We start from the raw sequence: 12,565 nt of genomic DNA on the forward strand, positions 1-12,565 counted from the left end.
CTCACCTCCGCCGGGAGGAGAACATCGTCTGGGGGATGTTCACGCCGTACATCGCGAGGGCGTCGGTGAAGAACGGCCGGATCCCGGTCGGCCGCAGGCCGCCGACCCCGCCGGGCATGTCGCTGCCGGACTCGAACAGGAACAGGTCCTGCAGGGTGATCACGTCGGACTCCATGCCGACCACCTCGGTGATGTACGTGATCCGGCGGCTGCCGTCCTTCATCCGGCTCACCTGAATGACCAGGTCGACGGCGGAGGCGATCTGGTCGCGGATGGCCCGGGCCGGCAGGTCCATGCCGGCCATCAGCACCATCGTCTCCAACCGGGCCAGCGCGTCCCGCGGCGTGTTGGCGTGCAGGGTGGTCAGCGAGCCGTCGTGGCCGGTGTTCATCGCCTGCAGCATGTCCAGGGCGGCGCTGTCGCGGACCTCACCGACCACGATCCGGTCCGGGCGCATCCGCAGCGAGTTCTTCACCAGGTCGCGGGTGGTGATGGTGCCGCGGCCCTCGGAGTTGGCCGGCCGGGACTCCAGGCGTACCACGTGATCCTGGGCGAGTTGCAGCTCGGCGGCGTCCTCGATGGTCACGATGCGCTCGTCCGACGGCACGAAACTGGACAGGATGTTCAGCAGGGTGGTCTTGCCGGAGCCGGTACCGCCACTGACCACCACGTTGCGGCGCCCGCGCACACAGGCGTCCAGGAACTCGGCGGCCGGGCGGGTCAGCGTCCCGTACGAGATGAGGTCCCCGACGGTCAGCGGGACCGACGAGAACTTGCGGATCGTCAGGGTCGAGCCGTCCAGGGCGATCGGCGGCACGATGGCGTTGACACGGCTGCCGTCCGGGAGGCGGGCGTCGACCATCGGGCTGGCCTCGTCGACGCGCCGGCCGACCCGGGAGCAGATCCGGTCGATGATGCGCCGCAGGTGCGACTCGTCGTCGAACTCGGCGGCGACCCGTTCGATCCGGCCGAACCGCTCGATGAAGATCAGGTGGGGGCCGTTGACCATGACCTCGGTGACCGACTGGTCGCGCAGCAGCGACTCGATCGGACCGTGGCCGAGCACCTCGTCGATCACCTCGCGGGTGATCCGGGCACGGTCGGCGCCGGACAGCGGGGTCTCCTCGCGGGCCAGCAGGCTGTTGAGCACCTCGCGGACCTGTATGTCCAGGTCCTCGGCCTGGGGGCGGTCGCCGGCGTACAACGTGGGCCCGAGTTCGTCGGCGAGCCGGCGCTGGATGCGCAACCGGACCTCGTTGATGTGGTCCGGCGCCTGATGCGGCCCGCCGCGCGCACCCGGTGCGGCCCGTCTCTCACCGACGTGGGTGGCTCGGTCGACCAGCGAACCCGCCGGCTGCTGTTGCTGTTGTTGCTGCTGGGGCTGCGCGGTGTTCTGGGCGGCGGCGAGGCGTTCGAAGAGACTCATGCTTTGGTCTTCCTGCCGAAGAACCGCCGTTGCTTGACCGGGGGCGACTGGACCCCGGTGCACCGGTCGGCGAGGTCGCTCATCGCGCGACTGACCGGGTGCAACGGGTCGGTGATGGTGATCGGCTCGCCCTGGTTGACCGAGACGATCACGTCGCGGCTGGACGGGACGAGCACGGCGAACGGCATGCCGACCGCCTCCTCCACCTCGGCCGGGCTCAGGCCGACCTGGGTGTTGGCCCGGTTGAAGACGAGCAGGCGGCGGTCCTGCGGATAGTCCAGGAGGTCGAACATCTCCTTGGTGAGGCGGACCGACTTGAGGGTGGGCAGGTCGGGGGTGACGATCGGGACGAAGAAGTCGGACATGTCCAGGGCGGCCAGGACCTGGTCGGTGACCACGGCCGGGGTGTCCACCACGATGAAGTCGTAGAGCGGGCGGGCCACGTCGAGCAACTCCACCACGAACTCCCGGCGCACCTGCTCGCCCTCGGCCGGGCTGGACGGGGCGAGCAGCGTGTCCAGGCCGGGCCGGTACGGCGTGACCAGCGACCGCAGACCCTGTTCGTCGAGCCGGCCGGCCATCGCGAGGCCACCGGCGATGCTGCGTTCCGGGGACAGCTTCATCATGATCGCGACGTCGCCGAACTGCAGGTCGAGGTCGATCACCAGGACACGGCGGCCGGCGCTGGCCAGGGCCACCGCCAGGTTCACCGCGATCATCGTGCGGCCGCAGCCGCCCTTGCCCGCGAAGACGGTGACCACCCGGGCGTACGGGGCGGCCTCGGTCACGCTGCGCATCGTGGTGCCCAGGGCGCGGGAGAGGTCGACGGAGCGTACGGTCGCCGCCCGCAGGCCTTCGCTGTCCGCCTCCTCGACGACCTCACGGACACCCGAGCGCAGGCACTGCACCACCACGCCGGGATCGAGGGTGTAGCGGATCAGCACCACACCTATCAGCGGCCGTTGCAGCCGCTGGTACGCCGTGAACATCAGCGCCTCGTCCAGGTCCACCTGCGCGCCGAGGATCACCAGCAGCGTCTCGGGGTAGCGCGGCAGGTGCGCCTCGAGCTCTGCCATCGTGGTGAGCATCGTGCAGCCCACCTCACGGAACGCGGGTCCCAGCTCCTCGCGGCGGCGCTGATCAGGCTCGACGTACACGTACAGCGTCATTTGAAGAGGTCCTTGAGGTTGACCTGGGGGCCGGGTGTGACGGTGGCGGAGGGACCGAGGAGCGCCAGGTAGAGCAGGCAGGTGCGAGCGGCCATGATCAGCCGCGGCGCGTCCTTCTGGTCGGCGGCGAGGGTGACGACGTACCGGTCGCCGCTGGCGGCGGTGGTCGCCTCGGCCGTGGGTTGCGCCGATCCGGTAGCGGACGGGGTCGTCGGGGCGACCAGCGAGGCCTCGCCGATGGTGATCACCTGGACGCTGGGCATCAGCATCTGGGTGTACTGGTCGTCCAGGGAGGCGGCCGCGGCCGGGCAGGTGCCGTAGACGGTGACCCGGTCGCCGGGCTCGACGTTGCCGGCGACCTGCGGGGCGACGGCCAGCGAGACGGTGACCGCGAGCTGCCCGGCCGGGATGTCGATGCGGCTGGTCTTGGCGGTGGTGTCGGCGGCCGCGAAGAAGGGGCGGAGCAGGAGTTGCTTGGGCTCGACCGCCGCGATCAGGCTCATCGCGTCGAGGGCGGTGTCGAGTTCGGTGAGCGCGCCCTCCGGGACGGTCTCGGCCGGGACCAGGATCCGGTCGCTGAGGTTGCGTGACCGGATGTCCGCGCCGGTGGTGCCGTCCGGGATGCGTTCCTTGGCCACCACCACCCAGATGCCGGCCTTGCCGCTGAGAGCTCGTTTGTCCGCCGAGCGGGCGTAGGAGAGGACAGCGCCTCCGCTGATCACAGCCAGCAGGAAGGCGGCGGCCAGGATAACGATGCGCCGTCGCATGCCACTACTTTCTCAGCTCAGACTCACCCTGTACGGCCGATCACCATTGCTCCGAAATTCTGACTTGTACCGAAAGCCGTGGGCATATGTTCCGGCACCAGCGATTTCGTGAAATATCCATAAATGCACGTTTGCAAGCCGCACAGCAGCGTGGCCACCGCCGGTACCAGGTTGCCGAGTGTGGACAACGCTCCCACCAGCCCGCTGAGCAGCCCGGTGTACCCGGTGACCACGAACGGCGCGAAGCCCACCACGTGATAACGGGCGGGCAGTAGGGCCAGCGCCCCGACCACCTTGTCGAAGATCGGCACCAGGACGGGCTGTTTGCTGGCCCGCGCGACGGCCAGCGCGTTCTGGCAGTTGATCGCGGCGGCGAGATTGAAGGCGTTCAGATCCATCCAGACGCCGGCGGCGGGCGGCGCGATGGTGATCTTGCAGTTGGCGTCCACGCCGTCCAGGAAGGCGTAGCCCGCCGACGACGTCTTGTCCCAGGAGTTCTTGCAGAACGTCAGGATCGGCTGGTTGACCACGACCGCGTTGTCGATCGGCGGTTGCAGGCCCAGCAGGCTGTAGAGGCCGGTCTGCTGCAGCAGCGGATCCAGGCCCGGCAGTGCGTAGAACGTGCTGCCGTTGCCGGTGATCCGTTCCCAGTCGCACTTCGAGATGGCCAGTCCCAGCACGTTCGCGGAGGCGGGCACGCCCCAGGCGACGCGGGAGCAGGCGCCGATCTTCGAACCCTTGTAGCTGCTGTTCCCGGCCAGGCCCTTGGCGAAGACCGGCGGCATCAGCGTGGTGTTGTCCGCGTTGCGGGTCGAGGTCCGGACCTCGGCGTAGTCGTAGTTGCCCGTGGTGACCGGAGCCGGGGGACAGGCCGACGTGGTGTTCCAGGTGGGGCATGCCGTTCCGTTGATGCAGACCTGCGCATCCGCGTAGGTGTCCGCGGCGTTCTTCTGCGCGTACGCCGTGGCGTTGGCACTCTGCAGGGCGTTGCTGCACTTGGTGGTGTCCGCGACGCAGGCCTGGCCGACTTTCCACACCGCGGTGTCGGCGCCGCTCTGCAGCTGTTCCTTCTCGTTGTAGAGCAGCCCGATGTCGATGACGACCGCGCCCATGCCGAGCAGGATGCCGGTGGTCGCGAAGAGGGCCACCATGACCGAGATGGCGCCGTGTTCGCCGTCGGTGCCGGGGCGCCGCCACCGGATCAGGCGCTGGAGGCGGGTCAGCCGACGCACGACATCACCCCCGTGGCCTTGAGCGTGACCGTGCCGGGCGAGCTGGAGCCGCCGTACATCTGCATCATCTTCCACAGCGGTGTCACCGGTGCGAAGGTGCGGGTCACCACCACTGTCGAATCCTGGCCGACGATCGATGCGGCCAGGCAGACCGCGGGCTGCCCGGTGGGGTAGGTGAGGGTGACGTCGGTGCCGACGATGCCGGAGACTTTCGTCTTGACCTGCGCGGCGCTGCCGTTCAGGGCGCCGAGGCGGGCACCCTCACGGGCAGCCTCGGTGAGCTGGATCTGTTGTTGCATGAGACGTCCCATGTCGATGATCCCGAACAGGATCAGCAACAGGAGCGGCAGAACGATGGCCATCTCGACGGCGGCAGCGCCCTCGTCGCTCCGGGCCGGCTCGCGGGCCGGCCCGGGGGCGAGGACGATGCGGTGGCGCGTGTGCATGTCAGCTGATGGCCGTCACCAGGTTGTTGAACATGGTGGTGATCCGCCCGCCGAGTGCGGTGACGGCGACGACGATCACGCCGGCGATGAGTGCGGCGAGCAGTGAATACTCGACGGCGGTGGCGCCCTCGTCGTTGTCGTGGCGCGCGCGCAGGTAGGTGGCGAGGAACGTGAAGATGTTCATGGGGTGGTCCTCCCTCTCGGCGACGGTGTTCTGCCTCAGTGGTGCCGGCAAGATCACGGTGTGCCGCCCAGCGCGGTGATCAGGGTGTTGAACAGGGTGCGGATGCGTCCGCCGAGTGCGGTGACGGCGACGACGATCACGCCGGCGATGAGTGCCGCGAGCAGTGAGTACTCGACGGCGGTGGCGCCCTCGTCGTTCTTGGCGTTCTCGTTGCAGGTGCGCAGGAACGCGATGACGAGCTTGAACGGGTCCAGCGCGCCTTTGAGCTGCTCCACGGTGATGCCTCCCTCTCGGCGATTACCTTCAGTGCTTACCTGGTTGCTATCCGTATCGGCCGAGGCGCGCAGTGCTTGAGTGCGGCGCGGGAAGCCGTCCGGAGCGGTTCGGGTGCGGACCGGTTAGACCGCTGAGCCGCCCATGGCGACGATGATGGCGTTGATCATGGTGCGGATGCGTCCGCCGAGTGCGGTGACGGCCAGGACGATGACGCCGGCGATGAGTGCGGCGAGCAGTGAGTACTCGACGGCGGTGGCGCCCTCGTCGTTCTTGACCTTCTCGTTGCAGGAGCGGATGAAGGCGATGACGAGCTGGAACTGCTCCACGGGTTGTCCTCCCCTGTTGTCGGTCGTCGCGGTCGGCGGCCGTTGCCCTACCTATCGGGCGCCCATGGGAGGGGCCTGAGTTGCGCTCGGGTGCACTGCGGTGGCAGAAAGTGACGACCCGATTACCGACGGGAGCCGGAGTTCTGGGCCAGCACCGAGCGCAGCATCCCGGCCAGCACATCCGCCGAGTACGGCTTCGCGATGAACGACGACCCCGCCTTGATCAGGCCCCGCTTGATCGCGATGTCCTCCGGCACGCCGGACACGTACACGACCTTCATCGTGGGCCGCAGTGCGGCCGCCGAGCGGGACAGCTCACCGCCGGAGACCCCCGGCAGCGCCAGGTCGGTCAGCAGCACGTCGATCGGCCCGTCGTGCACCCGGCACGTCATCATCGCGCTCACCGGGTCGCGCGCCGAGAGGACCACGAACCCCCGCGACTCGAGCATCTGGGCGGTGAGCTCGCGCAGGTCCTCGTCGTCCTCCACGAGGAGGATCACCGGCCCTTGTCCTTGCCGGTCTGTGGCCTTCCACATCGTTCCTCTCCCGCCCCGCGGTAAACGGCAGTACCCACGCTATCCAGGCATTTCGCCGCGCGGCCCGGAATCGCCGAATCGCGGCAGGGCCACGTTGAACCGGGTGCCGCCCGCCGGCCCCGGCTCGGCCGTGATCGTCCCGCCGTGGGCCTCGACGATCGCCTTGGTGACCGCCAGCCCCAGACCGGTGCCCTTGATCTTGCGACTGGTCGCCGTGCTGGCCCGGAAGAACCGGGTGAACAACTGGGCGTACTGCTCGGCCGGGATCCCGATGCCGGTGTCCGCCACGCTGATCACCACCGCCTCGCCGGTCGCGTACGCCGACGCCGTCACCGCCCCACCCGGCGGCGTGTACTTGATCGCGTTGGACAGCAGGTTGTCCAGCACCTGACGCAACCGGGCCGCATCCCCGGGCACCATCGGCAGCGCGCTCATCTCCACGGTCAACGTGACCGGCCGCGCCTCCGCGTGCCGCCGGTGATCCTCCACCGCCTGCCGGATCAGCCGCTCCGGCCGCAGCGGGCGCAGGTCGACCGCGGTCCGCCCGTTGTCGAACCGCGCCAGGTCCAGCAGGTCCTCCACCAGGTGCACCAGATGCGCGCTGGTCCGGGCGATCACGGCCAGCTCCTCGCGGCCGCCCAGCTCCGGCTCCTCCATCAGCTCCGCCGTGTACGCCTCGATGATCGCGATCGGATTGCGCAGCTCGTGGCTGACCACGGCGACCAGCTCGTCCTTCATTCGGTCCAGTTCGCGCAGGCGGCGTACCTGCTGCTGCTCTTGGGCCAGCAACTCCTCCCGCTTGTCCGCCAGCTCCCGGCGCTCGGTCACGTTCGTGGTGATCCCGTCGAAGAACAGCCGGCCGTCCTCCCGCCGCGGCGCGGCCCGCGTCCACACCCAGCGCACCACCTGGTCGTACCCGAGGACCCGGCACTCGAACTGGGCCGGCTGCCCGGACCGGGCCGTCTCGTGGAAGCGCTGGAACTGTTCCCGGTCCTCCGGCAGGATCCGCTCGGCCAGCAGCGAGCCCATGTCCGTGTCGGTCGGCAGCGTCCCGCCGAAGACACCGCCGCCGCCGGGGCTCGCGTACACCGACCGCACCGACCCGTCCGGGCAGATCTCCACACTCCAGAAACAGTCGTTGACCTGCTCGATCACCCGGTCGAAGTCGCGTCGCGCGGCGGCCAGCGCCCGGGTCAGCTCCTCCACCCGGCGGCGTTCCAGGAGCCGGCCGATCTGCCCCGCCGTGTCGTGCAGCATCGCCAGCACGTCGTCGTCGCGGTCCGCCGTGCCGTCGGCGAACAGGGCCAGCACCCCGGCCACCCGGTCCTCGTCGTGCACCGGCGTCCCGACCGCGGTCCGCAGCCCCAGTGTGTGCCCGTGCCGCAGCCGTCCCGGATCGATCAGGTCCCGCAGCAGGTCCGTGCACCAGACGTCGCTGCCGCGTTGCCACACCGCACCGGGGATGCCCTGCCCGCGCCCGAAGCTCATCGGTTCGGCCCCGGTGAACGACGCCAGCGGCGTTCCGGCCCGCGTCCACGAGCTCACCCGGCTGATCCGCACCCCGTCCGGGTCCACCTCCCAGTACTCCGCGCACGCCCAGCCCAGCGCGGAGGCCAGCGCCTCCGTCGCCCGGACCGCCGCCTCCCGCGCCGACGACGCCCCCGAGACCGCGTCCGTCACCGCGTGCCGGCACTGCCGTAACAGCTCCGACCCGTACGCCACAGAGATTTCATCGACCGCCCCGAGGCGTCGCTGAGTGGGGTGACCACCGTCTCATTCCATCGGGAATGACCGATGCCTCGGTGAGGTTGTGCGGGTCAGAACTTACAAATTTGAAAGAATGGCGAAAGGGTGAGTGTCATGACGAAGACCATCGCGGTTGTCGGGGCCACCGGAGCGCAGGGCGGCGGACTGGTCCGGGCGATCCTCGCCGACCCGGCCGGCGGCTACGCGGTCCGCGCGATCACCCGCGACGCCACCTCGGAACGCGCCCAGGAACTCGTCAAACTAGGCGCCGAGGTCGTCGAGGCCGACAACTACGACGAGGAGAGCCTGGTCCGCGCCTTCCAGGGCGCGTACGGAGCCTTCCTGGTCACCAACTTCTGGGCCCACATGTCCGCCGACAAGGAGTTGGAGGAGGCCACCAACCTCGCCAATGCCGCCAAGCGGGCCGGCCTGGAACACGTGGTCTGGTCCACCCTGGAGGACACCCGCGACCACATCCCGGTGACCGACGACCGGATGCCGACCCTCCAGGGCCGGTACAAGGTCCCGCACTTCGACGCCAAGGCCGAAGCGGACCGGCTGTTCACCGAGGCGGGCGTGCCCACCACGTTCCTGCGGACCACCTTCTACTGGGAGAACCTCGCCACCGGCTGGGGCGCCACCCGCGACGCCTCCTCGGGGACGCTGACCCTGTCCCTGCCGATGGGGGAGTCCAGGCTGGCCGGCATCGCGGTCGGTGACATCGGCAAGGTGGCGTACTCGCTTTTGAAAGACCGGGCTCAGATCGGCCGGACCGTCCACATCGCCGGCGACCACCTGACCGGCGAACAGATCGCCGCCGCCCTCACCCGGGCACTCGGCGAGCCCGTCGTCTACCGCCCGCTGACCCACGACGCCTACCGTGAGCTGGGCTTCCCCGGCGCCGACGAGGCGGGCAACATGCTCCAGTACTACACGGAGTTCGAGGACTACTTCACCGGTGTCCGCGACCTGAACGAGGTCCGTAAGCTCAACCCCGAGCTGCAGACCCTCGAGGCCTGGCTCGACGCCAACGGACACACCCTGCCGCGCGACTAGTCCACCGCCGGGGTCGTCATCGGTGGGATGACGACCCCGCAGGGTCGCGGTATGTCATAGGATGTGGCCATTTGCGGGGAAATGGCCAAGGAGACATGCCGCTCATGCTCGTTCGGAAGATCGCCGATCACTGCCTGGTGGTGGTGGGCGCGCCGTGGTTCAACATCACCGGCTTCCTGGTCATCGTCATCAACGCCATGGCCCTCGGCCTGGAGACCTACGACCGCGTCGAGCAGTCCGTCGGCCCCGCCCTCAAAGCCGTCGAAGCCGCCTGCGTCGCCTACTTCGTGATGGAACTCCTCATCCGCTTCGGCGCCAACCTGCACCACCCCAGCGGCTTCTTCCGCGACAAGTGGAACCTCTTCGACATCGCCGTGGTGGCCGCACCCCTGATCCCCGGCATCCGCGAAAACGTCACCCTCCTACGCCTGTTCCGCCTGGCCCGGATCGTCCGCGCGTTCCGCCTCTTCCCCAGCCTGCGCATCATCGTCGTCGGCATCAAACGCAGCCTCCCCGGCCTGGGCAGCTTCCTGCTCATCACCGGCCTGCTCATCTACGGCTACGCCATGCTCGGCTGGATGATGTTCGGCGAGGCCTACCCCGAGAAATACGGCACCGTCGGCCAGGCCATGCTGACGCTCTTCCTGCTGCTCTCACTGGACGGCATCACCGACACCCTGGAAGCCGGCCGCGACGTCACCGGCTGGGCCATCCTCTACTACATCTCCTACATGGTCGGCGCCTGCCTGCTCCTGACCAACATGCTCATCGGCGTCGTCCTCACCGCCCTCCAAGAGGCCGCCGACGCCGAACACGAGGCCAACCAGGGCAAGAAATCCGGCCCGCCCACCCCGATCGAACTCTCACCCGAGGTGCAGATCGCCCGCCTGCGCGCGGCCCTCGACGTCCTCGAGGCCTACGTGGTCCAGCCCGCCACCAAACCCGCTGCTCCTGCCGAGATCGAGGCGACCCGCGAGGCCTCACACCATTGAGGCCCGGGGGTACGCCCACACCTCCAGGCCTTCCGCTACCCGTCCCCACCGGACCCAGGCTTCCACGCGCTCACCACCTGTTCCCGCGAAGCCGCCCACCCGCCGAAAGTTGCTCCCCTTCCGACCCGTCCCACCTCCAGCCCGTGACGGCCCACATCCCGTCGCGGTCCCCGCACAGGGCCCGGCCCCGGCCACGTCGTCGCGCAGTTCCAGGTCCCGATGGAGCCCCGCCTGTCGCCCGTGCAGCCCGTCGCCCGTGGCCTGTCCAGCCCGTGGCCTGTCCAGCCCGTGGCCTGTCCGGCCCGTCGCCCGTCGCCTGTCCGGCCCGTCGCCCGTCGCCTGTCCGGCCCGTCGCCCGTGCAGCCCGTCGCCCGTGCAGCCCGTCGCCCGTGCAGCCCGTCGTCCGTTCGGCCCCGGCCGTCGTAGGCGGTCACTTTCGGATCCTGACCAAGCCTCGTATGACGGCTGGCTGGCTCCGGCCGTTGTTGGTGGTTGGTGTCAGGGTTGGGTTGAGCCTTGTTGGACGGCTGGCGGGGTCGGGCCGTTGTTGGTGGTTCGTTTCGGGGTTGAGTTGAGCCTTGTTCGACGGCTGGCGGACCCCGGCCGTCGTTGGGGGTTCGTTTGAGGGATCAGCTCCGCTCTCACGGACGGCTGGCGAACTCGAGCCGTCGTCCAAGGCTTGCCTCGGGGGCCACGGGACGCCGATGGCTGTTCTCGACGGGCTGATCGGCCGGCCAACTGACCGACCGGCCAACTGACCGACCGGCCAACTGACCGGCCGGCCGGCTGACCGTGGTCGGCTGGCAGCGACTGTGACCGACTGCCAGCCGACCGTCCTAGGTGCTCACTCACTTGGCCTAGCCTCCTAGGACGACCAGTGCGCTGTGACTGGCATCCTGCGCAGAACGTCACGCCCCACGGGAGGCGGCGACCGATGCCAGTTCCCGTGTTGGATGTGGCGGAAGCTTCGGGGAGTGGGGGGTACGGACATGGTGTGGGACGTCGAGTACAAGCCGACGATCAAGGCCAGCTCGCCGAGGTCGCTCGGGCAGAAGCGGGAAAGCTGGAACCGGCGGAAGCGATCAGAAGCGGATCAGCGGGCGACAGTCAGCGTCGCTCCCAGCGTATTCCGGCCGGTGGTCGGGTTCCATACCCCGGGGTTCGCGAGCTGAACCGCATATGCCGGAGTGGACGCAAGCTTCACCGACGGGTCGGGCAGGATTAGCGACAACCCCCACGCCCCGGTCTGTGACGGCGCCTTGAACGTCACGCTCAGAGTCACCGGCTTGCCCGGCGCCCACGTGCGGACGTCACTCTTCACCGTCGTGACGATGCGACGGTTCCCGCTGGTCAGCACGAGTTGTACGGGCCGGTTGCGGGCCGGCGGAGCGTACCCCTCATTGAGGAGCGTGAGCGACGCGGTGACCGTGCCCGACGGTTTGCTCCTGGTGGGCAGGGTCGCGCGGACCAGGCGGATGCGGTACCCGAGCTTCCGTGCCGCGACGGCTCTCCCGGCGGTGCCCCAGGAGTCGAGGACGTCCTGGTTGAAGGTCGGGTTGAGGTAGGTCCAGTGGTAGGCGGCCATCTCCTTGCTCGCGGTGGCCCAGCCGGATCGGGTCGACACCTGGCACGTCTCGCCGCCTACCAGGGCTGATGCCGGCTGGGCGGCGAGCCAGGTGCGGTCGTCCGGTGCGGTGTAGGTGCCGAAGTCGTCGTCGGAGGCGAGGAAGCAGTCGTTGTGGATGCCGATGCGGGCGTCGTTCGGGAAGATCTTTCGCTTGTACGCCGGAGTCCGCACCTGGATCGGCACCGAGGCGGGTACGGCCGTGAGCAGGGCGGCGACCACCTGTTTCCGGTCGGACCAGTCGGCGGCGGTGAAGTTCCGGGTGTAGTACCACTCGCCCCACCGTCCGATGAAGCCCGCCTGCAGGGCCGCGATCACGTCCGCGTTGGCGACCAGGATCGGCTTGAGCTGCGCGATGTGCTTGAGGACGCGGCTCAGCGGAGCGTCGGCGTCCGATGCCGAGGTGTAGGCGAAGCGCATCACGAGGGTGACGCCGGCGGTGCGGGCGGCCGCAAGATCGGCGGAGATCAGACCCAGGTCTGACGCGGTGATGGTGTCCCGCCCGGAATACTCATCCAGGTAGAAGTTCCGGAAAACGAGGCTGTGACTCTCCTTCACCCGGGCGTCGGAGAGCTCGGCCGCTGACAGTGGTTCGTGCTGGGAGAGGTATGTCTCGGTGTATGTGAAGAAGCCCCGCCCCGGGTTGGCGAAGATCGCGTCGGACGCGGCATAGACCTTCGTGACCTTGGTGGGTGCTGTGACCGCGGCTGTGGCCGTGCCCGGCATGAGCAGGGCGAGGGCGGTGGCTGCGGCGACGGCTTTGGCGGGGTACGGGACCACATGCC

At 69.1% G+C, this 12,565-nt stretch carries 13 protein-coding genes; 2 read left to right on the forward strand and 11 right to left on the reverse strand.

Features of this window, described 5'->3' with window-relative positions; all coding sequences use genetic code 11:
* Window position 1: 1 nt before the first annotated feature.
* From WH85_RS00210 to WH85_RS46540, 10 genes are all read right to left on the reverse strand, one after another.
* Window positions 2-1,426 (reverse strand): TadA family conjugal transfer-associated ATPase, encoded by a 1,425-nt coding sequence (locus tag WH85_RS00210; RefSeq protein ID WP_045739544.1) that lies wholly within the window; start codon window positions 1,424-1,426, stop codon window positions 2-4.
* Complete coding sequence (locus tag WH85_RS53610; RefSeq protein ID WP_052720022.1) at window positions 1,423-2,595, reverse strand: CpaE/TadZ family protein; 1,173 nt, start codon at window positions 2,593-2,595, stop codon at window positions 1,423-1,425. The genes WH85_RS00210 and WH85_RS53610 overlap by 4 nt, the downstream gene beginning before the upstream one ends.
* Complete coding sequence (cpaB, locus tag WH85_RS00220) at window positions 2,592-3,362, reverse strand: Flp pilus assembly protein CpaB (RefSeq protein ID WP_045739545.1); 771 nt, start codon at window positions 3,360-3,362, stop codon at window positions 2,592-2,594. Before cpaB ends, WH85_RS53610 begins: the two co-directional genes overlap by 4 nt.
* A gap of 23 nt (window positions 3,363-3,385) precedes the next feature.
* On the reverse strand, window positions 3,386-4,594 hold the full coding sequence (locus tag WH85_RS00225) for a pilus assembly protein TadG-related protein (protein WP_045739546.1): 1,209 nt from the start codon (window positions 4,592-4,594) through the stop codon (window positions 3,386-3,388).
* Complete coding sequence (locus tag WH85_RS46535; protein ID WP_052720023.1) at window positions 4,582-5,040, reverse strand: TadE/TadG family type IV pilus assembly protein; 459 nt, start codon at window positions 5,038-5,040, stop codon at window positions 4,582-4,584. Before WH85_RS46535 ends, WH85_RS00225 begins: the two co-directional genes overlap by 13 nt.
* A 1-nt stretch (window position 5,041) precedes the next feature.
* On the reverse strand, window positions 5,042-5,224 hold the full coding sequence (locus tag WH85_RS00235) for a Flp family type IVb pilin (protein ID WP_045739707.1): 183 nt from the start codon (window positions 5,222-5,224) through the stop codon (window positions 5,042-5,044).
* A gap of 53 nt (window positions 5,225-5,277) precedes the next feature.
* The gene (locus WH85_RS00240; RefSeq protein ID WP_045739547.1) at window positions 5,278-5,499 is read right to left on the reverse strand and encodes a Flp family type IVb pilin; all 222 of its coding nucleotides are present in this window, start codon (window positions 5,497-5,499) and stop codon (window positions 5,278-5,280) included.
* Between the two features lie 123 nt (window positions 5,500-5,622).
* Window positions 5,623-5,826, reverse strand: a complete 204-nt coding sequence (locus tag WH85_RS00245; RefSeq protein ID WP_052720024.1) for a Flp family type IVb pilin — start codon at window positions 5,824-5,826, stop codon at window positions 5,623-5,625.
* 122 nt (window positions 5,827-5,948) lie between these two features.
* A complete protein-coding gene (locus WH85_RS00250; RefSeq protein WP_245673752.1) occupies window positions 5,949-6,326 on the reverse strand; it encodes a response regulator in 378 nt (125 codons plus the stop codon).
* A 75-nt stretch (window positions 6,327-6,401) separates the two neighbouring features.
* A complete protein-coding gene (locus WH85_RS46540) occupies window positions 6,402-8,084 on the reverse strand; it encodes an ATP-binding protein (RefSeq protein ID WP_052720025.1) in 1,683 nt (560 codons plus the stop codon).
* Between the two features lie 138 nt (window positions 8,085-8,222).
* On the opposite strand from WH85_RS46540, the gene WH85_RS00260 reads away from it, so the two are divergent.
* Entirely contained in the window at window positions 8,223-9,164 is a 942-nt protein-coding gene (locus WH85_RS00260; protein ID WP_045739549.1) for an NmrA/HSCARG family protein, read from the forward strand.
* A 104-nt stretch (window positions 9,165-9,268) separates the two neighbouring features.
* Window positions 9,269-10,156 carry an ion transporter gene (locus WH85_RS00265; protein ID WP_052720063.1) on the forward strand — a complete coding sequence of 296 codons (888 nt, stop codon included), beginning with the start codon at window positions 9,269-9,271 and terminating at the stop codon, window positions 10,154-10,156.
* A gap of 1,093 nt (window positions 10,157-11,249) precedes the next feature.
* Here the strand turns inward: WH85_RS00265 and WH85_RS00270 are convergent.
* On the reverse strand, window positions 11,250-12,560 hold the full coding sequence (locus WH85_RS00270) for a DUF4832 domain-containing protein (RefSeq protein WP_052720026.1): 1,311 nt from the start codon (window positions 12,558-12,560) through the stop codon (window positions 11,250-11,252).
* Window positions 12,561-12,565 lie beyond the last annotated feature (5 nt).

This window comes from Actinoplanes rectilineatus (assembly GCF_000962825.1).
Classification (GTDB): Bacteria; Actinomycetota; Actinomycetes; order Mycobacteriales; family Micromonosporaceae; genus Actinoplanes; species Actinoplanes rectilineatus.

What these genes read in the sequence shown, in the direction of transcription:
- WH85_RS00210 (WP_045739544.1), bottom strand. Translation starts at nt 1,426, where the DNA reads ATGAGTCTCTTCGAACGCCTCGCCGCCGCCCAGAACACCGCGCAGCCC.
- WH85_RS53610 (WP_052720022.1), bottom strand. Translation starts at nt 2,595, where the DNA reads ATGACGCTGTACGTGTACGTCGAGCCTGATCAGCGCCGCCGCGAGGAG.
- cpaB (WP_045739545.1), bottom strand. Translation starts at nt 3,362, where the DNA reads ATGCGACGGCGCATCGTTATCCTGGCCGCCGCCTTCCTGCTGGCTGTG.
- WH85_RS46535 (WP_052720023.1), bottom strand. Translation starts at nt 5,040, where the DNA reads ATGCACACGCGCCACCGCATCGTCCTCGCCCCCGGGCCGGCCCGCGAG.
- WH85_RS00235 (WP_045739707.1), bottom strand. Translation starts at nt 5,224, where the DNA reads ATGAACATCTTCACGTTCCTCGCCACCTACCTGCGCGCGCGCCACGAC.
- WH85_RS00260 (WP_045739549.1), top strand. Translation starts at nt 8,223, where the DNA reads ATGACGAAGACCATCGCGGTTGTCGGGGCCACCGGAGCGCAGGGCGGC.
- WH85_RS00265 (WP_052720063.1), top strand. Translation starts at nt 9,269, where the DNA reads ATGCTCGTTCGGAAGATCGCCGATCACTGCCTGGTGGTGGTGGGCGCG.